The sequence below is a fragment of the Paraburkholderia sp. PAMB 6770 genome (assembly GCF_057748135.1).
Genome location: NZ_CM173238.1, coordinates 1,439,632 through 1,464,426, shown reverse-complemented (window position 1 = coordinate 1,464,426; position 24,795 = coordinate 1,439,632). Strand labels below are relative to the sequence as shown.

Annotated in this window: 26 protein-coding genes; 3 read left to right on the top strand and 23 right to left on the bottom strand. The window is 61.1% G+C overall.

What is annotated here, in order from left to right; genetic code table 11:
• Positions 1 to 3 precede the first annotated feature (3 nt).
• The 10 genes from AC3AP7_RS06720 to AC3AP7_RS06675 all read right to left on the bottom strand — a co-directional run bounded on the left by AC3AP7_RS06720 (position 4) and on the right by AC3AP7_RS06675 (position 7,744).
• The gene (locus AC3AP7_RS06720; RefSeq protein WP_475764444.1) at positions 4 to 1,167 is read right to left on the bottom strand and encodes a TrbL/VirB6 family protein; all 1,164 of its coding nucleotides are present in this window, start codon (positions 1,165 to 1,167) and stop codon (positions 4 to 6) included.
• The gene (locus tag AC3AP7_RS06715; RefSeq protein WP_475764445.1) at positions 1,164 to 3,611 is read right to left on the bottom strand and encodes a VirB4 family type IV secretion/conjugal transfer ATPase; all 2,448 of its coding nucleotides are present in this window, start codon (positions 3,609 to 3,611) and stop codon (positions 1,164 to 1,166) included. The genes AC3AP7_RS06720 and AC3AP7_RS06715 overlap by 4 nt, the downstream gene beginning before the upstream one ends.
• Positions 3,601 to 3,945 carry a VirB3 family type IV secretion system protein gene (locus AC3AP7_RS06710; RefSeq protein ID WP_475764446.1) on the bottom strand — a complete coding sequence of 115 codons (345 nt, stop codon included), beginning with the start codon at positions 3,943 to 3,945 and terminating at the stop codon, positions 3,601 to 3,603. Before AC3AP7_RS06710 ends, AC3AP7_RS06715 begins: the two co-directional genes overlap by 11 nt.
• Before the next feature lie 16 nt (positions 3,946 to 3,961).
• The gene (locus tag AC3AP7_RS06705) at positions 3,962 to 4,231 is read right to left on the bottom strand and encodes a TrbC/VirB2 family protein (protein ID WP_475768047.1); all 270 of its coding nucleotides are present in this window, start codon (positions 4,229 to 4,231) and stop codon (positions 3,962 to 3,964) included.
• A 119-nt stretch (positions 4,232 to 4,350) separates the two neighbouring features.
• Positions 4,351 to 5,013: a lytic transglycosylase domain-containing protein gene (locus tag AC3AP7_RS06700; protein WP_475764447.1), complete on the bottom strand. Its 663-nt coding sequence runs from the start codon at positions 5,011 to 5,013 to the stop codon at positions 4,351 to 4,353.
• Positions 5,013 to 5,597 (bottom strand): hypothetical protein, encoded by a 585-nt coding sequence (locus AC3AP7_RS06695; RefSeq protein WP_475764448.1) that lies wholly within the window; start codon positions 5,595 to 5,597, stop codon positions 5,013 to 5,015. The genes AC3AP7_RS06700 and AC3AP7_RS06695 overlap by 1 nt, the downstream gene beginning before the upstream one ends.
• Positions 5,598 to 5,940: 343 nt before the next feature.
• On the bottom strand, positions 5,941 to 6,225 hold the full coding sequence (locus AC3AP7_RS06690; RefSeq protein WP_118182868.1) for a hypothetical protein: 285 nt from the start codon (positions 6,223 to 6,225) through the stop codon (positions 5,941 to 5,943).
• Complete coding sequence (locus AC3AP7_RS06685; protein WP_475764449.1) at positions 6,218 to 6,490, bottom strand: helix-turn-helix transcriptional regulator; 273 nt, start codon at positions 6,488 to 6,490, stop codon at positions 6,218 to 6,220. The genes AC3AP7_RS06690 and AC3AP7_RS06685 overlap by 8 nt, the downstream gene beginning before the upstream one ends.
• A 76-nt stretch (positions 6,491 to 6,566) precedes the next feature.
• The gene (locus AC3AP7_RS06680) at positions 6,567 to 7,103 is read right to left on the bottom strand and encodes a hypothetical protein (RefSeq protein WP_475764450.1); all 537 of its coding nucleotides are present in this window, start codon (positions 7,101 to 7,103) and stop codon (positions 6,567 to 6,569) included.
• A 242-nt stretch (positions 7,104 to 7,345) separates the two neighbouring features.
• Positions 7,346 to 7,744, bottom strand: a complete 399-nt coding sequence (locus AC3AP7_RS06675) for an ACT domain-containing protein (protein WP_475764451.1) — start codon at positions 7,742 to 7,744, stop codon at positions 7,346 to 7,348.
• 212 nt (positions 7,745 to 7,956) lie between these two features.
• Here AC3AP7_RS06675 and AC3AP7_RS06670 point away from each other — a divergent pair, with 212 nt between their 5' ends.
• Together AC3AP7_RS06670 and AC3AP7_RS06665 are read left to right on the top strand one after the other, a co-directional pair.
• The gene (locus AC3AP7_RS06670; RefSeq protein ID WP_475764452.1) at positions 7,957 to 8,901 is read left to right on the top strand and encodes a fatty acid desaturase family protein; all 945 of its coding nucleotides are present in this window, start codon (positions 7,957 to 7,959) and stop codon (positions 8,899 to 8,901) included.
• The gene (locus AC3AP7_RS06665) at positions 8,894 to 10,192 is read left to right on the top strand and encodes an SLC5/6 family protein (RefSeq protein ID WP_475764453.1); all 1,299 of its coding nucleotides are present in this window, start codon (positions 8,894 to 8,896) and stop codon (positions 10,190 to 10,192) included. The genes AC3AP7_RS06670 and AC3AP7_RS06665 overlap by 8 nt, the downstream gene beginning before the upstream one ends.
• A gap of 123 nt (positions 10,193 to 10,315) precedes the next feature.
• On the opposite strand, the gene AC3AP7_RS06660 is transcribed toward AC3AP7_RS06665, so the two are convergent.
• From AC3AP7_RS06660 to AC3AP7_RS06605, 12 genes are all read right to left on the bottom strand, one after another.
• Positions 10,316 to 11,248 carry an HTH-type transcriptional regulator ArgP gene (locus tag AC3AP7_RS06660; protein WP_475764454.1) on the bottom strand — a complete coding sequence of 311 codons (933 nt, stop codon included), beginning with the start codon at positions 11,246 to 11,248 and terminating at the stop codon, positions 10,316 to 10,318.
• Positions 11,249 to 11,796: 548 nt separating this feature from the next.
• Entirely contained in the window at positions 11,797 to 12,639 is an 843-nt protein-coding gene (locus AC3AP7_RS06655) for an intradiol ring-cleavage dioxygenase (protein WP_475764455.1), read from the bottom strand.
• 9 nt (positions 12,640 to 12,648) lie between these two features.
• Positions 12,649 to 13,734, bottom strand: a complete 1,086-nt coding sequence (locus AC3AP7_RS06650; protein WP_475764456.1) for a maleylacetate reductase — start codon at positions 13,732 to 13,734, stop codon at positions 12,649 to 12,651.
• A 19-nt stretch (positions 13,735 to 13,753) separates the two neighbouring features.
• Positions 13,754 to 14,725, bottom strand: a complete 972-nt coding sequence (locus AC3AP7_RS06645; protein ID WP_475764457.1) for an amidohydrolase family protein — start codon at positions 14,723 to 14,725, stop codon at positions 13,754 to 13,756.
• 138 nt (positions 14,726 to 14,863) lie between these two features.
• Positions 14,864 to 15,880 (bottom strand): 4-hydroxy-2-oxovalerate aldolase, encoded by a 1,017-nt coding sequence (dmpG, locus tag AC3AP7_RS06640; protein WP_475764458.1) that lies wholly within the window; start codon positions 15,878 to 15,880, stop codon positions 14,864 to 14,866.
• Between the two features lie 10 nt (positions 15,881 to 15,890).
• On the bottom strand, positions 15,891 to 16,811 hold the full coding sequence (locus AC3AP7_RS06635; protein WP_475764459.1) for an acetaldehyde dehydrogenase (acetylating): 921 nt from the start codon (positions 16,809 to 16,811) through the stop codon (positions 15,891 to 15,893).
• Positions 16,795 to 17,007: a 4-oxalocrotonate tautomerase gene (locus AC3AP7_RS06630; RefSeq protein ID WP_475764460.1), complete on the bottom strand. Its 213-nt coding sequence runs from the start codon at positions 17,005 to 17,007 to the stop codon at positions 16,795 to 16,797. Before AC3AP7_RS06630 ends, AC3AP7_RS06635 begins: the two co-directional genes overlap by 17 nt.
• An 11-nt stretch (positions 17,008 to 17,018) precedes the next feature.
• The gene (locus AC3AP7_RS06625) at positions 17,019 to 17,789 is read right to left on the bottom strand and encodes a 2-keto-4-pentenoate hydratase (protein ID WP_475764461.1); all 771 of its coding nucleotides are present in this window, start codon (positions 17,787 to 17,789) and stop codon (positions 17,019 to 17,021) included.
• A complete protein-coding gene (locus tag AC3AP7_RS06620) occupies positions 17,786 to 18,577 on the bottom strand; it encodes a 2-keto-4-pentenoate hydratase (RefSeq protein WP_475764462.1) in 792 nt (263 codons plus the stop codon). Before AC3AP7_RS06620 ends, AC3AP7_RS06625 begins: the two co-directional genes overlap by 4 nt.
• On the bottom strand, positions 18,574 to 20,040 hold the full coding sequence (locus AC3AP7_RS06615) for a 2-hydroxymuconic semialdehyde dehydrogenase (RefSeq protein WP_475764463.1): 1,467 nt from the start codon (positions 20,038 to 20,040) through the stop codon (positions 18,574 to 18,576). The genes AC3AP7_RS06620 and AC3AP7_RS06615 overlap by 4 nt, the downstream gene beginning before the upstream one ends.
• Positions 20,041 to 20,466: 426 nt before the next feature.
• Complete coding sequence (locus tag AC3AP7_RS06610; protein ID WP_475764464.1) at positions 20,467 to 21,132, bottom strand: class II aldolase/adducin family protein; 666 nt, start codon at positions 21,130 to 21,132, stop codon at positions 20,467 to 20,469.
• A complete protein-coding gene (locus AC3AP7_RS06605; RefSeq protein ID WP_475764465.1) occupies positions 21,132 to 21,998 on the bottom strand; it encodes a VOC family protein in 867 nt (288 codons plus the stop codon). The genes AC3AP7_RS06610 and AC3AP7_RS06605 overlap by 1 nt, the downstream gene beginning before the upstream one ends.
• A 92-nt stretch (positions 21,999 to 22,090) precedes the next feature.
• Here AC3AP7_RS06605 and AC3AP7_RS06600 point away from each other — a divergent pair, with 92 nt between their 5' ends.
• Positions 22,091 to 23,017 (top strand): LysR family transcriptional regulator, encoded by a 927-nt coding sequence (locus AC3AP7_RS06600; RefSeq protein ID WP_475764466.1) that lies wholly within the window; start codon positions 22,091 to 22,093, stop codon positions 23,015 to 23,017.
• Positions 23,018 to 23,494: 477 nt separating this feature from the next.
• Here the strand turns inward: AC3AP7_RS06600 and AC3AP7_RS06595 are convergent, their stop codons facing one another.
• Positions 23,495 to 24,679 (bottom strand): OmpP1/FadL family transporter, encoded by a 1,185-nt coding sequence (locus AC3AP7_RS06595; protein ID WP_475764467.1) that lies wholly within the window; start codon positions 24,677 to 24,679, stop codon positions 23,495 to 23,497.
• Between the last annotated feature and the right edge of the window lie 116 nt (positions 24,680 to 24,795).

Below are 24,795 nucleotides of genomic sequence, written 5' to 3'. Positions count from 1 at the left end.
CTCTCAACTGCCCTGCTGTCCGAGATTGGCGCGCGCGGCGCGCTGGTAAGCTGGCGCCACACCACCCAATGAATTTCCCGATCCCCCGCCGGAGCCCGTCCGGTCACGGATCGTGCCGCCAGGACGCGGACCATTCCCGCCGCGGGTGAGTACCTGACCGATCACGGTCGCGAGACGCCGCGACGCCACACCGGCCACGAACGCGCCGAAGCCCGACACGGTTGCGCCACCGGACAGGCCAGAGGCCACCGACGGCAATTGCCAACCGACCATCGCGAGAAAAATCGCGGTCGCAAACATGCCCAGCGCCGCACCCCACGCCGATGCGGTTTCGAGCGCCGCCTGACTGGCCGCTACAAGCGCTGCCGCGTTGGTACCGGGCGCAGACGTTGTCACCTGGAACGGCGCGAGCTCGGTCGAGAACGCCGTCAGCGCCATCCCCAGGAAAGCCGCCACCAGTACCTGCAGCAACGCATAGTTCGCGACCTTTGCGGTCCACGCTTCGAAAAAACGGGCCGTCGGTGCAAACGCGGCGCACGCAATGAAAATCGGACCGATCCCGAGCACCAGGTCGAGCAGCATGCGGCCCATCACGACCTCGAACGCGAGCACGATCAGGAAGATCGAACCGCCGACCGCCGCGATAAACCCGCACACGATGTCGCCGATGGCGGCAGCAAGACCACTCGGGCTAAGTCCCTCATGGGTCGCCTTTTCTGAATAGGCGTCTAGCACCAGATCGATCTGCTGGTCGTAGCAGTCGAGCGTCTGGTAGATGCTGGTTGCGCTCGTCGATGTCACGCTGCTGCCACTCACCGATCCACAACCGGGGTTGCCGCCGCCTGTGGTGTTAGCGGCGTTCTGGATTGTCTGGGCCAGACCCGACGTGGCACCGCTGACCGCCGTCACGACCTGTTGCTGGTAGAGGCCGCTTCCGAGCGCAAACGCGAGGATGGCGGCCATCTTCAATCCCCGCCAGGCGAACGCGGGGACGGCTTCGTGCGCCTCACCGCGCACGATTGCAAGACCATAGGCGATGACCCAGATCGTCACCGCCGTCGTCACGACGGGAACGAGCGCGCCAGACAGCGCCGACGAGACGTTTGTGACGTAGGTCGACATACCGTTTTCGAGCGTGCCGCCGATTGCGGTAAAGAGGCCGCTCATCGCGCACCTCCTGCCTGGGTTGCCTGAACCGCGCGGCGCTTCGCCAGTTGCGCGTGGAAGGCCGGCAGCCATACGTCCGGATCGTCACCCACCTGGGCGCGGATCGTGTCGAGGAGTTCGACGTTGTCGGTCGTACCTGACAGGACATCGAGGACATCTCCGAGCCCCGCAAGATCGAGTTTCCCAATCGCCGACCGGTGCCCCTGCTTGACCAGAAACATGCGGCTGTTCTCACCGAGATTGCGCACAATGTTGAATTCGGCCTCGGTCAGCTTGAAGCCATGCACGTAGTCGTCGTAATCGGCGCGCGGATTCGGCAGGAAGAAGAGGGTCGCACTCTGTTCAATCAGTGCGCGTGCGATATCGCTGCGCAGCACATCCGCTGGCGACTGGGTATCGAAAATGCCGAGTCCGTTCTGCTTGCGGATCGTCTTCTGCTTGTTCTTCGCAAAGTCCGTGAATACCGGGTCACCCAGCCGCTTCCAGAATTCGGTCATCACATAGATGAAGCGCCGGCCGTCGATCAGGCTTTCCGTCAGGTGCAGCAGATACATCGTGACGGGCGTCGAGATTTCCGCAACGTCCAGCAGTTCGGTATCGTCGAAACCGAAGAGATTCGCGCGCGCCAGGTTCACGGTGTCGGTCGGGTTGTCGAGCACCCAGCCCAGGCGCCCGCCAGCGCACCATTTCGCGAGACGCGCGTGCAGGCTGTTCTCGCCCACATTCGGCAACAGTTGCCGCACCATCGACAGGCGCCGCAGCGGTCGCTCCATGCGGGCAACTTCTCGCACGGCGCGCGAGATGTCGAGTTCGTCTTTGGCGGACAGTGGCACACCCGTATCGACGAGCTTACGCACCAGCCTCTCCCAGAAGTCGAGCACGGACTCGTCCGGCGACATCTGGAACGGATTGAGCCCGGTCGGTTCGCCGCGGCGGAACACGGTATAGATGCCGCCCATTGCCCGGATTGCGATCTCCGTGCCGCGATCCTTGTCGTACAGCACCGCTGTCAGCCCGAACTTCGTCGCCATCGCGAGCAGGAACAGTTCGAGCACCGTCTTGCCTGCACCGGCCTGACCGATGATCTGGGTATTGGCAAGCGCCTTCTCGTCGGCCGAATCCTGCTTCTCGGGCGTGACGTGGAAGTTCAGGTACAGTGGCTGGCCGCTCGGCGTCTTGACGATCGTGATCGCCTCGCCCCACGGATTGCCGTCGCGTTTGCCGGTTGCGAAGTTGTGCAGACTGGCGAGACCGCAGAAATTGCGGGACGTCAGCTTCGCTTCGCGCGGCCGGTAACGCCAGTTGCCCGGCAACTGTGCGAACCACGCGGCGTCCGCCACGAGATCAATCAGTGCGGTCTGAAAACCGGCATCAGCAAGCTGCGTGCGGGCCTTCGCGACATGCTTTGAGACTGCCGCGGGCGTATCGGCCAGCAACGCGAGCGAATAGTGATATTCGCCCAGCACGAAATCGCCGTTGATCAGATCGTTGAGCGCCTGGTCCATCGCCTCGACCTGGGAGACGGCCACATCCTCGCCGGTAATCAACTGGTTGCGCTGGCGCTCCAGCGCTTCTTTCGCACCGGGTTTGTCGAGGATCGTGAAGCTCTGCGTCTCGATATACTCGAAATCGCCGTAAAGCAGTCCATTAAGCGTGCCCGGCTCGGTCTCTTCGGGATAGTCCTTCAGGTCGAGCAGCGCGGCGTAACGCGTCATGGCCGGCATGCGGATCTCTACCTTCTCTACACCCACGAACAGGCGCGAGGTCGGCAGTGCCTCACGGATCGTTCCAGAAGGCACTGGCTCAGGCTCCCAGACGGCGTTGACGAGATAGCCAAGCAGTTCCAGCGCCGACGAATACCGGCGCGGCCGCTTCGTGAAGGGACCCGATCTGCGATAAACCCCGAGCGCCACCGGATCGTAGGGCTTCAGCCCCGACTCCACCTGGGCACCGAGTTCGTCCATCACTTTCAGCGCTTCCTGCTGGTCGCGCCGGATGTCCTCGCGCGTGCGGCGCGCCGCACGGCTGAAGACACGCCCAAGCCTCGTGCGGTTAGGGCGATAGACGAGCGTCAGATACAGCTCGTTGGCCATCATCCGGTAACCCGCGAAGCTCGCGTAGTAGCGTGTCGCCAGTTCCTGGCAGAAGCGGTTGTCATAAGGCGTGGCAAAGTGGTCTGAGACACGCCGGCGCAGACGGTGTGACCAGAGTGCGACGTGACCACCCGGCAACGCGCGCACGAACTGGTTGAACCCATCGTGACGAACGAGGATGTCCACCGGATCGGCGGCCTCGAATGCGATGCCGGCAAGCTTCCAGATCCGCAGGTAGTCGCCCTCGCGCGTCCTGATCACCTGATCCGTGACGTGTGTCGAGTATGGGATGTAGTCGGCAAGTGCCACCTCGCGGCTGGCAATAGCGCCGTGTGTCGGATCAGCCAGCATGTCGGCCCCTCCCCTTCAGGCGAACCGGCGCGTAGGCGCGTGCGCCCCAGAAACGCCGATTGCCCTGCCGCAGAACCACGCGCAGGCGCAGGGCGTACTGCGCGAGGCGCTGGTCGTCGCGGCGCGTGACAACACGCATGGCGACGAACACCGGGATCATCAGGAACAGGAGCCCGACACCGAGCGGTGGGCTGGCAAGCAAGGCCCAGATGGCGGGGATCAGCATGCCGCCGCCGACCATGAGGAATGGCATGAGCGGCACACCCCAGAGCATCGCGGGCCGCGTGCATCCCTTGAAGACAGGATCCCTGAGCGTATTCATGATCGGGTTCATGGTTGCTGGCTCCGGATCAGCTCGTCGGGATGAGCATGCCGGCGATCACGGTCGCGCATCCGACGAAAAGACCGCCGATGAACACGTTCGCGATGTCGCCGAACCGGGCATGCTGGAACATCATCCGGAAGCCCGCCCAGATGATCGAAATCGAGCAGATCACACCGCCGACACCTAGCAGGGTCGTCTGGATCGTGCTCAGCAGCGTATTGACCTGCGACAGCTGCGCCCAGGCGGGCGACGCCACCAGCAACGCAGTCGCGACGACAGCCGCCCAACGCGCCATCCGGCGGTCAGACAGCGTGACAGGCACGCGTCCAGCTTTTTTCTTTCTGATAAGTATTCCTAAATTCATGACAAACTCCTTTCCACGTGAACTGGATCTGCTATCGAAGCGACACCGGGCTAGAACACCACTGCACTACCGGGCGAGTCACCGGCATTCGTGCCGGATGCGGTATCCGGCGGATCCGGCAGCCGATGCCTCACCGGTTGTGACGACGTCCGGGCTGCGGGCACGGCCCGATCAGCAGGGGCAGCCGGAATAACCGGAATCGGCTCAATCGCCGGCACGACGGTCTGTGAGGTAATCGACGCGGGCAGGTGGGCGTTATCGACCACACGCTGCACATACCCGGTGCGATACCCCGTCGAAAAATTGCCGCTCGCGTAGCACGACAGGCCTGCGCGCAGCGCAGCCTGTGGATCGCGCCGGCCATCCGTTTGCGCAAGGCGCGCCGCGGTAAAACAGCCCTCAAGGACCGCGGCTCCCGCCGCCAGGTTGCGGCACGGATCAAAGGCGCTCTGCTCGTTCAGGCCGAACGCCGCCCAGTTCGCGCGATTGATCTGAGCGAGACCGACGCTGAAGTTCCAGCCGCCGGCCGCAAGCGCGCGGACGGTGGCCAAGGCCTCATCCTGGTTCGCCGGCTGACGCACCAGTCGACCGTGCACCACGCCAATCGCATAGGGATTGAATCCGGACTCGGTACGCACGATCGAGGCCATCGTGACCGGCGAGACTTGGGGCGCGCACTGTTGCACGAGCGTGGCGAAATCGGACGGCAACATCAGTGTCCCCCGCCGCTTTGGCCACTTTGACCGCCTTGCTGTTCGCTCTGCTGCAGGAAGAGCGCAGCAGACTGCGTCGGGTCATATGGCTCCTGCGTACTGCCCGCGCCGTAGAACTCGATGATCGTCGATCCCGCACCTGCTACGTCCCACCAGACGCGGGTATAGAGCTGGTTGTCGATGTCGACATTGATCGCGCCCCTGGCGCGGCACAGCAGTTCGCTCTGCTCCGTGCCGCCCCAGTAGAGGAGGTCTTCCCGGCAATAGCCACCACTCGCAAAGGTATTGGTCGCGGACGTTCCCTGCGAGCCGCCTGCGCCGAAGCCACAGGTCGGAAACGGATCGCCATGACGCAGTGCGCTCCAGAGCCGCTCGATCGGTGGCACGCACGCGCCGTATTGTTCCGGGCCGCCCGGATTGGAAAGGCAAAGCAGGACCTGACAGCCCCAGTCGTCTGCATGCGCCACGCCTGGAGCGAGAACGGAGGTGCCGGCGAAAAATGTCAGGGCAAGCGCCCACCGACGGACGATGCTGCGCATCGCACGTAACCGCGCCCCATCCGCTTTCAATCGAAACAAATTCATGATCTGCTTCCTCACGTCGAGGCAGCGCCGAGGTGTCGAACCGGATGGTGAAAAAAGGAACCCGCGGCGCCTGGGAGGCAAACCGCGGGCTCAAGGGGGATCAGTCGTCAGGATCAGGCACAGAAACAGAAAGACCTGCGAACGCAGGTCCCAGATCGGAAAACCACCGCCATGCTCACACGCATCCGTCGATACGTCGGGGCCGCTTATGCGTACTCGGCCGTGCATGTCGCACGTCGGCCGGAACAGGTTGTCGAACTGCTTCCGGGGCTATGCCGCCTAAGCGCGAGATCGTGCCGCACTGATCGGCCGCGCGTCGTTCCGGCATCCCGGACCCTTCAATTCATGGCTTTTCCACCAGCAGTCCCGCCAGCGCCTGCTTCGCGGATGACAGTTCAAGCTCATAGCCGCGCCAGGGATACCTTGGAATCCCGAGCCGGCGGCATATCACCTCGCGACCGGCACGCCACAGATACACCATGCGCAACAGATCGCGGTGACGCACGGCCAGCCGCCGCCATGCACGTTCGATATGGTCGGCGTCAACCGGATCGTACGGACCACGGCCGGCACTCGCCCAGTTATCGAGCCGCGCATCGAGAGACCGTTGCGAGGTGCGCTCACACATCGCGATCGTCCCCGGCAGGCGGTGAGACGCGATACCCGGCCGGGTCCTCGAGGAACCGCTCGATATCCGATGCACGCCAGCCCACCGCACGCTCGCCCAGACGGATCGGGCGCGGGAACGTGCCTTCCTGCATCCGCTGGTAGATCGTCGACCGCTTCAGGCCCACTTCCCGTTCGACCTGCCCGCGCCGTAGTATTGCGCCTGTTCCCCTCAACTGGACCGACATGGCCAACCTCCCGTTGTCCTGTTCGAAAGAGTTCTGCATGGGTCTCATTCAAGCAGTCGAGGAGCCTGACGGGCAATTCCGTCATATCGTCGGAAGACCCCGTCGGAAGTGATTGTCAGTGATGGCGACCGTCTGACTCGTTGACCGAGTCGGGCCTCAATGCGGCAGCAAACGTCTGCGCGCTGCGCGACGCCTCGCCATTGGCCTGCCCCTTTAGCCCGAGTTTTTCATCGAGTGCGCGCGCAACGGTGGAGGATTTGGGCGGGCGATCGGGCTCCCACTCCGACCAGTACTCCTGCATGACCTCAAAGAGCGCCTCGAGGGTTCGTGTCAGGTGAGGAAGACGCACCGTCACGCCACGCCCATGGACAGCTGCTACTGCTGGTGTCTCGTCGGCGACAGTGGTCACAGTGAAAGGCAGGCGCTCTAGCCTGCGTTCAAGATGGGACGCCCAGACGTGATGCATCACCACGGTCCGGGAGATGGCAAGCTCCAGACGGGCAATACGGCGCTCGCGGCCCCTGAGGCGCACGGTCAGGCGCGCAATCAGGGCCTGCAGTTCTTCACTGCGCCGCTGCCAGTATTCAGGCTCGGGGGTTGAGGTCTGATCCTGTGCGCCTTGCACCGGTCGGCCGTCAGTCGATTCGGACATGCTCCCTCCTTTCCAGTGCAGCACGGGACCGTTCGACATCGACGTCGATATTCCAATCACGGCATGACCAGGCAGATATTCCTCCTTCGCAGGGGCCACTCCAGGTCCCCTGTCGTCTCATTAATCTATTGATTGCGTCGCCGCACAGCAAGCCAGAGCCCGCCCGGGAAACAAAAATTGCCCGTCATGCAGAAAAATTGGCAGGCCTGACCTTCGCGCCCTCACATCGGGGCAGATATGCGTCAGCCGGGCGACGCGGCGATGTCGAGCAGGAGCGTCATCGCTTCTTCGACCCGATTGACCGGCACGAGGATGTGGTCGTGGTAGTAGCCCGCGACCACATTGCACGAGATGCCAGCCCCGGCGAGCCTGCGGCTGATCACCGCGATAAACCCGACCGCCTCGAGACTCGAATGGACCGACAGGGTGATGAGACGGGCGTCGTAGGTATAGGCAAGTCCGCGCCGCAGCGCTTCATCACGCTCGATGATCGCCGTCAGACCCTCGCTCTCGCGCACGAGGCAGAAGGCCAATAGCCCGGCCGGCAGGGTGAAGTCCGGAAACGAACAATAGACATAGGTGGCCTCCGCCACGACAGGACTGAGCGTCGCACACAGCTTTGCAAGGTCCTTTTCACTCAACTTTCCACCCTCCCCTGATGGTGACGTTGTGCCACGTCTTGCGTGGCACACGCGTCATGGGTTTAAAAATGCTGCACGCCGGGCAGCATTTTTAACTGCCGCCGCCCGGACAGGATCGACCGCCTAAGATCAGATCAAAGCTTTTACTGAACAGATACGCATTCAAGGATCGGGGACCGCCGGGGACTTCACGTCATCACAAGGAGCCTGCGATGAGATCACCCGCATCATCATCCGTTATTGCCGATCAGGCAGCCATGCACACCGCCCTGGACTCAACAGGCATGGACTGGAAAACCCCGCGCGCCAGAACGTGGCGATCGCTCTCGGACATCGCCACGGACTGGGCAATCATATGCCTTACCGTCTGGATTGCCTACCGGATCGGGGTCTGGGCAAGTATCGCTGCGATCTTCGTGATCGGCAACCGCCAGCGGGCGCTGGGTAACCTCCTGCACGAGGGCGGACACCAGAACCTGAGCAACAGCCGCGACGTGAACGACCGCATCGCCTGTGTCCTTCTTGCTCCGCCACTCTTCAACGAGCTGACGCTCTACCGTCTCCAGCATGCCTGGCATCACGGTTCGCTCGGCGACCCGGCTCACGACCCAGACTATCTCTCCAGCGTCACGCATGCGGGTGACCACTGGCTCAGCGTCTATCTGCGCGTGCTGACCACACCGTCCATCTGGGCTGGCTCCGTCTTGGGGCATTTCATCAACAGGCGCCTCGCCCTGCGTCAGAAGCTCGCCATCGTTCTTTGGTGGGCCGCGTGCGAAGCGCTGCTTGACGTCACCATCGGAACGCATTTCGCGCTACTTTTTTTTGCGCTATGGATCGTCGCGCGCGCGACGGTGTTCCATGCCATCACAACGTTTCGCGAAATGACCGATCACTACGGGCTCGAACCGGGTGGCATTTTTTCGTATACGCGGGACATTCCGGATCACGGACTCAGCTCCATCCTCCTGCACCCGCATCACAACGGCTATCACCTGACACACCACCTGTTTCCGCATATTCCCTACCTCGACCTGCCCGAATTGCACGCCCATCTGAAACAGATCCCCGCGTTCAATCGACGCGCGATCATCTGCGATTCCTACATCAAAGGCGGTCGTGCCAGCGTAACGAAGTGGGGGGCGGCTCATGTCTGACCGCACCTTGAAATCGGCCCAGATTGCAAGCCTGCTGGTATCCACAAGTTGCGGTACCGGCTTTCTCCTTGGCACCGGCGAACTCGCGCTTCGAGAAGGAATGCTCGGCTGTCTCTATGCAATCGCCAGCGCCTTGGGCCTGGTTGCGCTTGCCGCATGCGCGCGTGGCCTTTCGATAACGAGGCAATCCATCTGGACGAGGCTCGACTGGATCTACGGCACCTCAGTCGGCCGCGCAGTAGCCTTGCTGTCTCTTGTCTGGATGACCGGTGTGCTCGCTGCACAGATTCGGGGTGGAACAGCGATACTCACGCTGGCCGGCGTCGGTCCGACTTCCGCGCTCCTGCTCGTCGATGGCTTATTGATCTGTCTTTCGACATTGCGACTGTCGTGGCTTGCCGCAGGGTTCGCGATCTGCATGCTCGCATGCAACGTCGTGCTTGTACGCACGCTGTTCCTGACCGGTGGACTCGACGTGTGGCTGCATGCCCCCGTCCAGTTTCTGGACGGACTTCGGGGCGCGACGCTGGACCATACAGGGTTCACGGTCGCGTCGGTCGTGCTCATGGTCATCTGCGGCGCAGACTATCAGCAGTTCGTGCTCGCGGCGCGCACGCCAGCGACGGCGCGAAACGGCTGTCTCCTCGCGGCAGGGTTCGTGTTCCTGATCGGCTTCCTGCCAGCGTCCGCGGTCGTCGCAGCCTCCCCGGTCTGGCATATGCAGCGTCTCGCCGACCCCGTTCAGGTCATTCCGGTTGTGCTGATACACACGCTCTCCGGACATTCAGCGAATACGGCGAGGGCGCTTGTCATCGTCATTTTGCTCACCACCGCACTGGGTGCCGGCTGTTCAATGCTTCGGGCGATGACCGATGCTACCGCCTCTCTCGGCCCGCGTTCCCCAGCGCGGCCCATCTGGTCGCGCGTCGTGCCGATCGCCCTCGGCACGATCGTCGCCCTTCACGGTCAGAGCCTGGTCGACATGATGGTCGATCTCAACATGGTCTACCTTACCGCCGTCGGGCCACTCGCGGGATTCGCATTGCTCAACCGCCGCATTTCCGACCGGTGGGCCAACGCGACACTGGCGATCGGTAGCGGTATGGCGATCGCAATATACCTCGCGCGGTGGACAGGCTTGACGAGGATCCCGGAGACCAATCCGTTGGCCGTTTCCTTTCTCCCTCTGCTCCTGATTACGGTACTGCTATGGAACCGCTCAACCGCCTGTCAAGAGATGGCAGCCACCGAGGATCCGAAACTGAAGAAGGTTCTGCCGCCGCGGCCTTGACCCAACGTTACGCACCTTATCAAATGGCAAAGATTCGCTCCTAGTACAGTTGCGTCTTCCACACGACCGCCTGCCGCCACAACGGCCGTATACATCGCCCTGCTTAGGTACGCGTTCGGGTCATCACTTAGACGCAGGCGCGTTGTGCCGTTCGCCAAACGACTGAAGGCGAGTTTGAATCAGCGCTTCGCGCGCGTGACACATCACAAGGTCGTTGATCAACTTGGCATTCTGCGGCGCAACTTCCCAATGATGCCAGTAAAGGTCCACAAAAATATTATTGTTCGGCGCAAGAGCCACCAATTCACCACCATTGACGAGCGGCCTCGCCTGCAACGCGGGCACCAAGCCATATCCGACTCCTTCGCGAATAGCCATCAGCAGAGAGACCGGCGATGGAAAATAATGGACAGCATAGCCGCTTACAGGGAAACCGAGTACATCTTCGACGAATGCCGCATGTATTCCATCCTTCCGATTGAACAAGACTGCTGGTGCAGCAAGTATGCCGTGCAGATTGAGCCCGTGCGGAAAGTAGGTGCTGCAAAAAGTGCGTGCGGCGACACACTGATACTCCATCGCGCCGATTGCCTCTGCCAAGAATCCAGTCGGCGCACGACTTGCTGTGGAGACGCACCCAATCGCCTCCCCCCGCATCAAGACTGGCAGAGTAAAGTCCTGATCGTCCACGATCAGCTCAAGTGAAAAATTTTCTTTCGCGATAGCGCAGGCGACCAATCCAAACCAGGTTGCCAGTGAATCGGCGTTTACCGCGATCGATATCGTCGCTCGACCGTTGGTGTCTGGCTTGATTCGATGAATCGTGTCCGCTTCCAATAGCTTGAGCATCTGAATATGTACAAGTAATGTTTTGCCCGCTGGTGTTGGCGTAACCCCATCGCGTATCAACAGCGGGGTACCGAAAGCCTCCTCCAGTGCACTTATCCGCTGCGATACAGCGCCACGGGTCACATTCAGCGTTCGTGCGGCCCGGCCAAAATGCCGAGCTTCGACAACCGCAGAAAAAGTCTCAAGTTGCTGGCGGTCAAAACTCATAGGAATATCCACCACCCGAAAGGAGCATACGACAAATCGGGGTCGCCCAGACCATAGAAGGTCGGGCGCCCCGCCTGCGGCATGTCCGCCCCGTCGATGAGAAGCCGGGGCAGAAACTTTAGCAACGCCGAAACCTATAAGACTATTAGCACTGCGCTGAGGAACAACACAGCCCCCACCGAAAACGAATACGGCACGCCAACCGCCGATGGGAATCAAAAATGCCGCGACAGTTTCGCCAAGCGCTACCCACACGACACGATCATCATCGACACCCATTTGTGCGCCGGGGTGTATTCGTTCCACGCGCTATCGCGTTATCCGTGATGGTGCCGTTGCCCGTCGCGGGGCACGTGGCCAGCAGTTGCGGCAGGCTCGTCTCCAATACGGTCGCGAGCATGCATATGCCGAGAAAGGCCACCGAGCCGATCAGTACTGGGCGGGCCGATGAGATCCGCGACCACGCTCAATCCGAGCAAACGAGTAGTATGAATAGCAGACTTGCCGATAACACGGGCCACGGCACCCCTCAGCCCAAAGCGAAGTGTTCATTTTCTTAACACGCCGATGGTGTTAAGAACGAAGTCGTAATGCAGTGCATAGGCGCCGTCGTCGCGACGAACCCACGGTGCGATCAGCGATTGCCGCACGCCGAATACGGCATCCGAATCGAGCCATGGATCGTCCTCCCGAAACACATGCGTGACCAGCGTCTCGTATCCCGGCGCCTCGATACGGAAGTGGAGGTGCGCAGGGCGCCAGGGGTGTCGTCTGGTGGACTGCAGAAGTGTGCCCACAGGGCCATCGGTCGGGATCGGATAGGCCTCCGGTAATACCGTGCGGAAGCGAAAGGCACCTCTTTTGTTGGCATGAAGCACACCGCGCCCTTGCGGTCGATCGAGCTCGCTGCGCTGCACGTCGTACATACCCTCAGAATCTGCCTGCCACACGTCAATTCTCGCCCCTGCGATCGCTCGGCCCTCGACATCCCGCACGGTGCCGCTGACTTCGCATGGCTCGCCCGCTGCGCCGTTCGCCACGTCACCGCCATTGTCGTAATGCGGCGCGCCTTCGACGTAAAACGGTCCGAACACGGTAGCCTCGGTACACTGGGCCGGCTTCGCATTGTTCATCGTCACTGTCAGCATCGACAAGCCAAGCACGTCACTGAGCAGGATGAACTCCTGTCGTTTATCGTCGCACATCTGCCCCGTGGCGGTCAGAAACGCAATGCCACTCGCCCACTCGTCCTCGGTCAGGCATATCTCCCGAGCGAAGTCATGCAGATGACGTACGAGGCAATTGATGATTTCCTTGTGCCGAGGATCAGGCGTGTCGGCAAAACGCTCAATCACTTCATTCGTGATCGTGTGCTGATCGAGATTGTGCATGAACTTTCCTCAATGTGGCCGCACGCCATCGAACGCATCGCGCAACAGAACGCTCAACGGCTCGGCATCGAGCGGGCGGGGGTTCGAGTACCCATCCTGCAACACGAGCGATAAGGCTTGCTCGAGATCCTCCTCTTGCAGACCGAGTGCTCTAAGCGACGTGGGCGCTCCGCTCGCTTGCGCAAGATCGAAACAGGCACGCGCCGCACTACCGCCCGCCCCCACACCGAGCGCGGTACCAATCGCTACCATGGCCTGCGGCGCGTGAGCTGCGTTGTAGGCGAGAACATGCGGCAATATCGCAGAGTGGCTTTCCGCGTGCGGCAAACTAAACGCGCCGCCCAACGTATGACAGAGCTTGTGATGCAGGCCCATGCGCACGTTGCCGAGCACCACGCCGCATAGCCACGCACCGTAAAGCGCTTCTTCGCGTACTTCGCGCGGCACAGCATGCGCATTTGCCGCGCCCGCGATAATCGGCAAGGCGCGTGCCATGGCAACCATGCCCGCTTCAGCGAGAAGCGTCATAAGCGGATTTCCGTCCGGCGCATATATACCTTCGGCCGCATGCGCTATGGCGTTCATGCCGCTCGCAACGCTCACGGTGCGCGGCAATGCCAATGTAATTTCCGGGTCATAGATAACCGAGCGCGGCAATACGCGCGCATCGCGCCCCGTCTTTTTCAACTGCCCTTCGGTCAGCCCATAGATTGGCGTCATCTCCGATCCCGCATACGTCGTGGGCACCGCGAGGATCGGAAGATCGACGTGCAGCGCGACCCCCTTGGCTAGACCAATCGTCGATCCGCCGCCGATCGCCACCGTGCAGTCCGCGTTGAGCAAGGAGACCGCCTCGCACGCGTCGCGAACGACAGCGGTCGGTACGTGCATCATGGCTTTGTCGAACACGCCGACGCTGCGCTCACCGAGCAAATCGGAGACACGCTCCGCCAGCGCTCGCTGCGTCGGTGTGCATAAAACAAGCGCTCGCGCGCCGCCCATCGCATCGAGTTCGCTGGCGACGTCCGTGAGTGCGCCCGCTCCAAAGCACACATGCACCGAATGCATGTCGCAGCGAAAGCTTCTGCCGTTCATTGTGCCGCTCTCCGTCGACTCATTCGAGCGAGAACAAACGTCGAGCGTTCTCGCGTCCGATCTTGCGGCGGTCGCTATCGCTGATCTCGCAGCGGTCGAACCAACCCGCAGCATCCTCGTGCTTCTCGAACGGATAGTCGACCGAATACATGATGCGATCGCTGCCCACTTCGAGCATCGTCGACAACAACGTCGGCGTGCGAAAATTTCCGCTCGTCGTGATGTAGACGTTGTTGCGCAAGTAGTCGCCGACTTCTTTTTCGCATCGCATACCGCGGCGCCCCTTGCGCAAGATGTGATCGATACGCCAGATGTTGAACGGGATGCCCTCGCCGAAGTGCCCGAGAATCATTTGCAGCTTCGGATGACGATCGAACAAGCCGTTCGACATCAGCCGCAACGCATGCATGCTCGTTTCGGCCGCAAAGGCCCAAGTCGGGCCGGTCAACCACGGATTGCCCTGATAAATCGGCTCCCGACTCGGTAGCGGATCGCGCGGGTGCATGTAGAAAGGTTTTTGCAGGCTCGCAGCAACGGTCCAGAAGTCATCGAACTGCGGTGCGTCGTAGTACGCGACGGTGTCCGCATCGCCGACCTGTGAGAAACCATTCACGAGAAAACCCAGGAAACCCAACTCGACGACGCACCGCTCGAGTTCACGCGCCGCGGCGTCGGGATCCTGCATCGGCAACGCGGCGAACCCGCCGAAGCGCCTCGGATGCCGATGGACCTGCTCGGCGAGCACATCGTTCGCCCGCTTCGCGACCTCGACGGCGCGTTCCGGATCGACAATCCCCTGCACTGCCGGAGAGTTAAGTGAGAGGATCGAATAGGCGGTGCCCCAGCGATCCATCTGCTCGATACGTTGCTGCTCGAAATCGCTCAGATTGCTGCGCAAGGTTTCCCACATTTCCGGCCCCGCATATACCTGCGAATCAGCCAATGTCTCGTCGATAGCGAAATGCTCTTCTAGGGCAATCTTGTCGTTCATTCGTCGTTTCCTTCCCTTTGATGGATCAGTTTCCTAGCTTCCGCCGTCGCCGCTAGATACTTAACTTGATCCACCTCAATTTATTAGAAATACCAAATAATGGATCTTATATGCTGATCGATTTGGCTGTACTGCCTTCTAGGGACATTGAGTCCTCGACAGATCTAGCGCGACGTCGACTATCATGTCCTCCTGCCCACCCACCATTCTGCGCCGGCCAAGCTCGACGAGAATGTCGACGGACTTCAAACCATAACGTTTCGCCGCAGCTTCAGCGTGCCGAAGGAAGCTCGAATAGACGCCCGCGTAGCCGAGTGCGAGCGTCTCGCGATCGACACGCACGGGACGGTCTTGCAATGGACGCACAATGTCGTCCGCTGCATCCATCAGCACCCTCAGATCGCAGCCATGGTTCCAACCAAGACGCTCCGCGGCGGCGACAAAAACCTCTAGAGGCGCGTTGCCGGCGCCTGCACCCATTCCAGCGAGGGATGCATCGATTCGATCGCACCCTTCTTCCACTGCAACGATTGAGTTTGCAACGCCGAGGCTCAAGTTATGGTGAGCATGCATCCCCGTTTTCGTGTCCGGCTTCAGCACGTCTTTGAGCGCGCGAAAGCGCTCGCGCACGTCGTTCATATTAAGTGCGCCGCCCGAGTCAACGACATAGATGCACGTCGCACCGTACGATTCCATCTTCAGTGCTTCCTGTGCCAAGCGATCGGGGGTCGTCATATGACTCATCATCAGGAAGCCGACCGTGTCCATGCCGAGCGAGCGCGCCGTCTCAATGTGCTGACGCGATACGTCAGCCTCGGTGCAGTGCGTGGCGACCCGCACGATTCGGGCGCCCGCCGCATAGGCATTTCGCAGATCATGTACAGTTCCGATACCCGGCAGCAACAGCGTCGCGACCTGCGCATGTGTCACGACCTCGGCGACTGCCTCGATCCACTCGAGATCCGTATGCGCGCCGAAGCCGTAGTTGAAACTCGACCCAGCTAATCCGTCACCGTGAGCAACCTCGATCGAGTCGACGCGAGCCACATCGAGCGCCTTCGCAATCTGCACTGCTTGCGCAACCGTGTACTGATGTCGTACGGCATGGCTGCCGTCGCGTAGCGTGACGTCGGAGATATACAGTTTCTTGTCCACATTAACTCCTTCACGCAGCGACGAGAGCTGCAGCCTGCGATTCCGCGCATGCCAATGCCGCGGACGTCATGATGTCCAAATTACCCGCGTATTCGGGCAGGTAGTGCGCTGCCCCCCGCACCTCAAGCATGACCGTGGTCTTCAGGCCATGGATGCGGCCTGCTCCCGGTAGCGCGACCTCGACCTGCTCGAACTGCACGCGCTGCTTAAGACAGTAACCAGGCACGTAGGCCTGCACTTTGGCCACCATTGCCTCGATGCTGGACGCAAGCTGCTCTTCGTCCGCCAGCTCGCTCAACGTGAACACGGTGTCACGCATTATCAGCGGAGGCTCCGCAGGATTGAGAATGATGATGGCTTTGCCTCGTTCTGCGCCGCCGACGACCTCAATTGCCCTCGCTGTCGTCTCGGTAAACTCGTCGATGTTGGCACGTGTCCCCGGTCCAGCAGACAGGCTAGCTATGGACGCAACGATCTCGGCATAGTGCACGCGAGTCACCTGCGACACAGCCGCCACAATCGGGACCGTCGCCTGACCACCGCAGGTGACCATGTTGATGTTTTTCGCGCCACGGTGGGCTTCACCATTCACCACTGGCACGACATACGGTCCGATTGCCGCGGGCGTCAGATCTATCATCGGCACGCCAAGCTCGCCCAATCGGGCTGCATGCTTCTGATGCGCGGAAGCTGATGTCGCATCGAAAACCAGTTCGATATCCTTGAAACTGGGCATGCGCAATAGTCCATCCAGACCGTCTGCGGTGGTCTGCACTCCGAGGCGGGCCGCCCTCGCAAGTCCATCTGAGTTTGGGTCAATGCCCACCATCACACCCATTTCGAGGTACTTGCCGTGCCGCAATACCTTGATCATGAGGTCCGTGCCGATGTTGCCCGACCCAATAATTGCAACCTTAAGCTTTCGAGTCACGCGACTGCTCCTTCGAAGCTGATTTGGGTACACCGCCTATGCCCCAATGTGCGGCAGGCACTTCCTGAATAATCACGCGCACCGACTCACGCGGTGCGTCCAACGCGGCAACCACTGCGTCCGTCAGGGTGCCGATCAGCGCCGTCTTTGTGTCCAGTGTTCGACCTTCAATCAAGGTAACTTGTATCAATGGCATGCGTCGTCTCCTTATTCGACTGTGGTGAACTCGACCGAGCCAAGGCCCTGCATCTCACAACGCACGTGCACGCGAGGCGCGAGCGCCTCGGCCGCAGTCGCGCCGCCGGCCATCACTATCCAGCCGGCTTGCAGCGGCTCGCCCGCCTCGGCGGCCAGCCGCGCGGCTGCAACCAGCGATCGCAGCGGATGCCCCAGGATCCCAGCCGTGCTCCCTATCTGCTGCGGCCGGCCGTCGATGCTAAGAATGAGCCCGAGGTTCGAAAAGTCGCGCCGCGGGTCTGCCCAAGGCCCAATCACATATCCCGACGAAGACGCGTTGTCGGCGATTACGTCGGTCAGCGAGAACTTGAAGTTCTCGTAGCGCGAGTCGATCAGCTCGAGCGCCGGCGCTATGGCGGCAACTGCGTCCAGCGCTTCAGCCAAGCTAGCGCCTGGCGCAAGTGGCTTGGCCAGAAGGAACGCCAGCTCCGGCTCGACGCGCGGATGGACATAGCGCGCGAGTGGTACAGCGGCGCCGTCCTCCACTGCCATTGCGTCCGTCAGCCTTCCCCAGATTAGATCGTGCAGTCCCATCTGGACCATCTTGGCCCGGCTCGTGAATCCCATCTTCACACCGGTGCGGCGTTCACCGCGCTCAAGCCTGCGGGCGATAGACGCGGCCTGGATGCCGTACGCGTCAGACGTGGTGAGCTGAGCGGCCTCCCCGAACTGCGCGATGGCTCGCGCGTTGCGCGCCGCGTCGTCGACGCGTTCCGCGAGCATTTCCAAAAGATCGTTCATTCCTTGTCTCCGAACACGGCGCGTACGGAGCCCAGACCCTCGATGCGCGCTTCAAATACGTCGCCCGGGTGCACCGCCGCCATCGGACCCAGAGCGCCCGTCAGCACAACATCCCCAGCTTTCAGCCCACGCCCGCGCGACGCCATCGTGTTGGCGAGCCACACAGCCGCGTTCAGCGGATGACCGAGACAAGCGGCGCCCGCGCCGAGGGAGACCTGATCTCCGCGGCACTCCATGACCATGCCAGCCAGTCGCAGATCCAGCCCCGTCAAGGACACCGGCGTATTGCCGAGCACAAATGCCGAGCTGGATGCGTTGTCGGCGACCGTGTCGACGAACCGGATGTTCCAATTGGCGATACGACTGCCGACTACTTCGATTGCTGGTAGTGCGAAAGCAGTAGCGCGCAGCATCTGCGCCATCGTGATGCCGGGCTCTGACAGGTCGCGCTCGAGCACCAGTGCAACCTCGGCCTCGACTTTCGGCTGCATCAGATGAGACCAGCGGATCGGCTCACCGTCCTGGAAAGCCATGTGCGCAAAGAGCATCCCGAAGTCCGGCTGAGTCACGCCAAGCTGCTGTTGTACGCTGCGGGCGGTAAGGCCGACCTTCCTGCCGACGAGCCGCGCCCCGTTCTCAAGTTGGCGGGCCGTATTGAGTTCCTGCACCGCGTAGGCATCTTCGCCATCGAAGTGCGGGTAGGTCTCGCGAAGCGGCGGGATCGCCTGCCCCGTCTGTTCCGCTTGCAGTAGCGCGTCTGCCGCGGCCAAATGTTCTTGCGTATTCATGCTTGCGGCTCCAGCTTCAGGCAGACATTGGACAGTTCCGTGTAGAACTCGAGTGAGTGCACGCCGCCTTCGCGTCCGATGCCCGATTTACCGGAGCCACCAAACGCGGTACGCAGATCCCGCAAGAACCAGGTGTTGACCCACACGACGCCGACCTTCAGCTTTGCGCTCACACGATGGGCCCGGTTGACGTCGCGCGTGTAGACCGATGCCGCGAGCCCATACGGGGTGGCGTTGGCCAGGCGAACAGCCTCATCTTCGCCATCGAACGGCTCAACATGGCAGCAAGGCCCGAAGATCTCTTCGCTCAGCACGCGCGAATCGTGCGGCAAACCGCTCCAGATCGTCGGTTCGATCCACGCGCCCTCGCGCAGATTGACCGGCATGTCCGGGACGCCTCCCCCATAGTGAACCGTCGCACCGTCGGCGCGTGCGAGCTCGTAATAGCTCAGCACCTTGCGCTGGTGCTCGCTCGAGATGAGCGGGCCGAAGTTGGCATTTGGATCGTCGGGAAGTCCGGGCCGTAGGGCGTTCGCTATCTCGGTCAGCGCCCTTACCACCTTGTCGAAGAGAGGCCGCTCGACATACACCCGTTCGGTGCCGAGACAAACCTGACCGGTGTTCTCAAACACCGACCGCTTCAGGCCAGCGATCACGGCATCGATGTCCGCGTCGGCGAAAACCAGCGCAGGGTTCTTTCCTCCCAGCTCCATCGACACCGGCTTGATGCCGTCGGCACTGGCCTTGATGATGGCCGCACCGGTGCGGGTCTCGCCCGTGAAGGTAATCGCGTCAACATCGGGATGGCACGTAAGGAGCTCGCCCGCCGAGCCCTGACCGAACCCGTGCACAACGTTGTAGACGCCGGCCGGAACACCCACCGCGTTCATCACCTCTCCGAGCAGTGCGGCCGTCGCGGGCGTCTCTTCGGAAGGCTTCACCACCACAGTGTTACCGCACGCGAGCGCGGGCCCGACCTTCCACGTCATCAGCAACAGAGGCAGGTTCCACGGACAAACCACGGCGATGACGCCCTTTGGCCGGCGCAACGCATAGTTCAGCGCCGGCTTGCCGTCAGGGGCAGTACCGATGAAGCACTCCGTCGGTACATTCCGGACGGCATCCGCGAAGACACGGAAATTCGCCGCCCCGCGCGGAATGTCCAGGTGCGATGCCAGTGCACGGGGCTTACCGGTGTCAGCCACTTCCGCCGCAAGGAAATCTTCCTTGCGACGGTCGATGTCGTTGGCAACGGCGTAGAGCAGATCGCAGCGCTGCGCCAGCGTGAGCTTGCCCCATGGGCCGTCCAGCGCCGCGCGGGCAGCCTGCACCGCATCGTCGATATCGTCCCTGGTGGCCTCGCTCACCTCCGCGATGAGGCGGCCTGTGCACGGGTCGAAGTCGGGAAAGCGCTTGCCCCCCTTACCTTCCCGATAGGCACCGTTGATGAAATTCAGGATCATTGCGTCGTCTTTCCTCTTGTATCGTGAGTCAACAGTTCGCCCAAGCACGGGAGATGCGCATCGAGGGATGTTCTCGACTAGGTGGGTATATGCGCCAAGTGCCGTCTTGGTGGCGAAAGAAAAACATTGCGATTGGCCCGCCGTCTCTGAATATCTCGACGCAGACATAGCATTCCGGAGTCGATCGTGGCTTTCTGAACCGTGTCACTCGAACGGGCTGCCTAGCATCCGGCGCGAGCCAGTGTTCGACCATCGAGCGCAGGGACTTTTCTCCAATCGCCATCGACCGACCTCTCCATCAATCACCTGATGCCACAATCCTGTGGCGGGCTACTGAGCACTTGGTTTCCCCCCAGCACCGAAATTCTCGAGAGTGCGTCGTGCACGTTGCAGCAGTGAACAGAATCTAGTCGCGAACCCGAGACACTAACGCTCCGGGTCTCCCACAGTCAGGTGGTCCCACATGCGTTCAAAGATCAGGCCAGCGGAAGTCGCTCGGCGGCCGCATTCGGCTTCGTCGAGAACGACAGACTCGTGCTCGAGGCCGGCGCCGAGGACCGCGAGCTCTAGCCGCGCAGCATCCTCGAGGTACCAGGTGAGCACGACGGCCTTTATCAGCGAATCGGCCGCAATCACCGCCCCGTTGCCGCGCATGACAATAGCCGCGCCGTCACCAAGTGTCTCGGCCAGCGCGCGCGCGGCTGCATCGTCACGCAGTAACTGTGGGTCGTCCCACAACGCCGCGCCGCGGCCGAAGTAGGAACCAAAACCGTGACGGGGCCGCGGGGTTCGACGTGCCGTGCCAAGCGCCATCAGCGCAGGCGGCATGCTGCGGGCCACCGCCTGCACATCGGGGCGGCGTGCGTAGATCTGCTGGTGGATCCTCACCTCACCGAGGACGCCCTCCGGGAGCGCGCCCGTCACCGGAACCACCGTCCCCGCTTCGCCGGCGCCGATCAGCGCCATCGGCCTGGCGGCGCAAACGATGAAGTTCTCGGCATCCAGGCGTAAGCTGACGTGCCCATAGGCATGCACAAGCCCATGGCGGGCGAGCGCACGTGCTGCCACTCGCAGCTCGCGTTGAATGTCCATCACGACGTCCTGAACTCGGCGATGTCCGGTACTGAGCCCCACATGCAGTAGGAGCTCTTGACCCTCGGAAATTGGCGCGGCTGATAAATCGGCTCATCGGCGGCCGTGATATGGCGAACGCCGGTAGAGTACTCGTACACCATGCCGTCCGGCCCTTCGAAGTACAGGAAGACCGCGCCAGATGTCGGATGCCTGCCAGGACCGAAGACAATGCGTACGCCGCGGCTCTGCAGCAGGTACCAGGCTCGCATCACGTCATCGATGGTCGCAACTTGGTGGTTGATGTGCTGAACGCCGTGTCGCATAGCCGGAAACAGCGCCACCTTGTGGTGAATTTCGTCGATTCGTAGCAGCGGCGCGTCACCGATCCGGTCACTCACGCGTGCACCGAGAATTTCAGTCCAGAACTTTTCATCCCGTGAGGCATTGGTGGTGCACAGTCCGACGTGACTGAATCCGGTGATGCCCGCATCGCGCGAAGGAAAGTGGCGGCGCCCGCTGTGGTGGGGTCGCACCGTCAGGTCGATACTGTTGCCGCTCGGGTCGAGGAAGTTGACGAAAGCTTCCACATGGCGCTGCTCACATTCCTCTGCGGTTCCCGCGCGCACGTCGATGCCTGTGTTACTCAGATGGGACGCTGCCTCGTCGAGCTCGTCCGCCGTGCGCAGTTCGAAGCCCACCACATGGTCCTGCGGATCGCCCTCGAAATACACAAGCGTGTGATCGCGGTCATCGCTCCGAAAGTAGTGAGCGCCTGCCTCGGTTCGCGCAAGCTCAAGGCCAAGGATTTCGAGTGCGTACTGGTCGGCGGCAGCGAGGTCTCGCGTGCCGAGCCGGACGTAGCGAATATCGTGGAGATCGATCACGTGTTAGCCTTCAGAGAACAATTTCGTTCGGGAATGTGCAAACTGTAGGTTCGTGCGTGACATCTGTGAAATGAAAATACTGGAATTATGATATGCGACTGGGTAATGCCACGGGAAAACCTTTGTCCCACCTGGACCTCAACCTACTCGAACTCTTCGAGTGCATCTGGCAGACCCGCAACCTGACAGCCACCGGCGAGCGGCTGGGTCTTTCGCAGCCGGCCGTTAGCCGCGGCCTCGGCCGTCTGCGGGAAACCTACGGAGACGAACTGTTCGTGCGGCAGCGAAGAGGGGTGGAGCCTACAGCGTTCGCCAAGACCCTGGCTGGGCCCGTATCTACCGCACTGGAAATCATTCGTAGAACAATCGAGAAGCCCAAGTTCTCACCGGCCACGGACACCCGCAGCTTTCGCGTCGCCTTAAGCGACATCGGCGAACGCTATTTCCTGCCTCGACTTGCTGCATGGACTGCGGACCATGCGCCATACGTAAGTATCAACACAGTGTCGGTATCGCGCGAGGAATTACTCGCTGGGTTGGACTCAGGCGAAATCGACCTCGCGGTCGGCTTTATGCCTGGCCTGGGCAAACAGGTGCATGAGAAGCAGCTGTTTGTGGAGAAGTATGTCTATATCGCGCGTGTCGGCCATCCTAGTGTCGATGGTCACCTACGCGTTAGCCAACTACGGGTGCTACCGCATGTCGTCGGCTGTCCGCCGGGCACCCGTCATGCGACAGCGGTGGAGAAAGTTCTGACGGGAACGAGGGTCCGAGCTGCCGTCACAATGCGAGTCGGTAGTTTCTTGAGTGTCGGGCCGATCGTCGCGGACAGCGACCTCGTGGCAGTCGTTCCAAGCAACCTTGCCACACTCATATCGGAGCGCGTCGGCCTTCAGCTTATCGTCCCACCCGTGCGCTTTCCGAGTTTCGGCGTCTCCATGGTGTGGCACCGGCGCTTTCATAGCGACCCCGCGGGAATCTGGCTGCGAGAGGTTTTTTTGCAGCTTTTCGGAGAATAGAACCACATCGTGCGCGCTGCTCGATGACATATCGATAAGCGCGCGAAAACGCTCCGTCTTTGTATGTGGTGTTTCCCTCACGCTGCGTACGCAAGTGCGGAACCGCGGGCCGAGAACTTTGTCCCGCCAGCACGCGCGACTTCAGGTCCTAGATATCATGGAGCGGAAGCGCAGCGTGCCTCTTGGCGCTAAGCGCAGAGTTTGCAATCTCGTTTCGAATGGGGTGGGTATATCGATGCGCCTGAGGGGTGATGTGGCGCGCAGCGGGGCCAAGCTCGGAAATGTAAAGGCGATGCAGGATGTCCGGCTAAAGCATCTCGTGACCGTAGCCTGGTGAACCAAGGCCCAGATCTGGGCACGAGTTTAGATTGCGATCGCCCTAATGACTCTCCGGCGGCGACCGTAAGGTCGCCGCCGGCCGCATGGCTTTTGGGTTTCGACCATGACTCACGTTGATGTCCGATACACCAATGAGATTCAGAATTTTTTTGTATAAGTAACCGCGACGAAATTATTTTGCGCGTAGGGATTAGTCCCAGCACTCGCCCCAGTTCCGTTAACCTGAACACGCGGGGAAAGCGCGTAGGCGAATGACAGCTCTGACTGCTTTCCTACGCGATACGTCGCGCCGACGGTGTACGTTCGGTTCAAAGTCGCGGGGACGAGAAACGTGAAAGCGGTATTGGGTGACGTAAGCAACTGGTTGGTCAATTCAAAGCCCGCACGAAGCGTAAGTCGATCGTTCACGGCGTATTGCACGCCAAACCGATAGGCATTGATATTTCCGAATCCAAATCCCGAACCGTTGATATCTCCTAGCGGCACCGAGAAGTTCAGCGGGTTCCCCAGCAGGTGTGTGTTTCCATAGTTGAACCGAACCCAATCGAATGCAAGAAGCCAACTTGCGGTCGGCCTAAATGCGATCCCCACGCCATATTGCTCCGGTTCCTCCATACGGCCGCCGTCCGGGAAAATGTGGCTGTAGGCGGACCACGGTTGGTAGTAAATCTTCGAGGCGTAAAATGCGCCAATGGAGAACTGTGAGGTCAGCTTGCTCATCCAGCCAACCTTGAAGCCATAACCCGGTTTCCACTGTCTGCCTTCGTTCGGCAATCCGGTCTGCGCCTCGACGCCGTTCACCTTGATTGTGGAAAGCGCACCGACGGCGGATATCGCAATCGCGTTGTTTTCCTGCGGCCCGAAGCGATACGCAATCGTCGGTGCCAGGTGCATAAAGACACCTTGTGAATACGTATTCGTATTTCCGGGGATACCACCATAAGGGAAGCCGTAGCTCATGGATGCCCCTGACGACCACGAGGCGACCCCAAAAACGAACTGAGGAGATAGCGTCTTGACGTAGCCGAACTCCGGCATGGGAGTTAGACCTGTCTTGGCGTCGTAGGAGGTGCCATCCTGCTGTGCGCCAGCGCGAATGACGAATAGACCGCCTCCGACGTCTAGACGGTCGCCGGAGAATGCAATCCCCGCTGGGTTCTCGGCAGGCGCGAGGGCAGACTCGCCTACCGCGATACCAGCGCCCCCCATCCCTTGTTCCTGCGTACCGTATCCAGTTGCATAGATACCTGTGCTTGCAAAACTAACATTAGCAATACTAAACAATACGGAAGCTACCGCACCTTTACCGAACGACCTTTCCATTTTGTCTCCAATATTTTTCCGTAGGGTTGACCCGCTCTGATTCCTCTCAGGTTTGGCTCACCCCATCTAACAGAGCATTTGTAATTTTTCTATTGGACTACCTGTCACTCTTCGTC

Coding starts and splice junctions, on each gene's coding strand:
- AC3AP7_RS06720 (WP_475764444.1), bottom strand. CDS start 1,167: ATGAGCGGCCTCTTTACCGCAATCGGCGGCACGCTCGAAAACGGTATG.
- AC3AP7_RS06715 (WP_475764445.1), bottom strand. CDS start 3,611: ATGCTGGCTGATCCGACACACGGCGCTATTGCCAGCCGCGAGGTGGCA.
- AC3AP7_RS06710 (WP_475764446.1), bottom strand. CDS start 3,945: ATGAACCCGATCATGAATACGCTCAGGGATCCTGTCTTCAAGGGATGC.
- AC3AP7_RS06705 (WP_475768047.1), bottom strand. CDS start 4,231: ATGGCGCGTTGGGCGGCTGTCGTCGCGACTGCGTTGCTGGTGGCGTCG.
- AC3AP7_RS06700 (WP_475764447.1), bottom strand. CDS start 5,013: ATGTTGCCGTCCGATTTCGCCACGCTCGTGCAACAGTGCGCGCCCCAA.
- AC3AP7_RS06695 (WP_475764448.1), bottom strand. CDS start 5,597: ATGAATTTGTTTCGATTGAAAGCGGATGGGGCGCGGTTACGTGCGATG.
- AC3AP7_RS06690 (WP_118182868.1), bottom strand. CDS start 6,225: ATGTGTGAGCGCACCTCGCAACGGTCTCTCGATGCGCGGCTCGATAAC.
- AC3AP7_RS06685 (WP_475764449.1), bottom strand. CDS start 6,490: ATGCAGAACTCTTTCGAACAGGACAACGGGAGGTTGGCCATGTCGGTC.
- AC3AP7_RS06680 (WP_475764450.1), bottom strand. CDS start 7,103: ATGTCCGAATCGACTGACGGCCGACCGGTGCAAGGCGCACAGGATCAG.
- AC3AP7_RS06670 (WP_475764452.1), top strand. CDS start 7,957: ATGAGATCACCCGCATCATCATCCGTTATTGCCGATCAGGCAGCCATG.
- AC3AP7_RS06665 (WP_475764453.1), top strand. CDS start 8,894: ATGTCTGACCGCACCTTGAAATCGGCCCAGATTGCAAGCCTGCTGGTA.
- AC3AP7_RS06660 (WP_475764454.1), bottom strand. CDS start 11,248: ATGAGTTTTGACCGCCAGCAACTTGAGACTTTTTCTGCGGTTGTCGAA.
- AC3AP7_RS06655 (WP_475764455.1), bottom strand. CDS start 12,639: ATGCACAATCTCGATCAGCACACGATCACGAATGAAGTGATTGAGCGT.
- AC3AP7_RS06650 (WP_475764456.1), bottom strand. CDS start 13,734: ATGAACGGCAGAAGCTTTCGCTGCGACATGCATTCGGTGCATGTGTGC.
- AC3AP7_RS06645 (WP_475764457.1), bottom strand. CDS start 14,725: ATGAACGACAAGATTGCCCTAGAAGAGCATTTCGCTATCGACGAGACA.
- AC3AP7_RS06630 (WP_475764460.1), bottom strand. CDS start 17,007: ATGCCATTGATACAAGTTACCTTGATTGAAGGTCGAACACTGGACACA.
- AC3AP7_RS06625 (WP_475764461.1), bottom strand. CDS start 17,789: ATGAACGATCTTTTGGAAATGCTCGCGGAACGCGTCGACGACGCGGCG.
- AC3AP7_RS06620 (WP_475764462.1), bottom strand. CDS start 18,577: ATGAATACGCAAGAACATTTGGCCGCGGCAGACGCGCTACTGCAAGCG.
- AC3AP7_RS06615 (WP_475764463.1), bottom strand. CDS start 20,040: ATGATCCTGAATTTCATCAACGGTGCCTATCGGGAAGGTAAGGGGGGC.
- AC3AP7_RS06610 (WP_475764464.1), bottom strand. CDS start 21,132: ATGGACATTCAACGCGAGCTGCGAGTGGCAGCACGTGCGCTCGCCCGC.
- AC3AP7_RS06600 (WP_475764466.1), top strand. CDS start 22,091: ATGCGACTGGGTAATGCCACGGGAAAACCTTTGTCCCACCTGGACCTC.
- AC3AP7_RS06595 (WP_475764467.1), bottom strand. CDS start 24,679: ATGGAAAGGTCGTTCGGTAAAGGTGCGGTAGCTTCCGTATTGTTTAGT.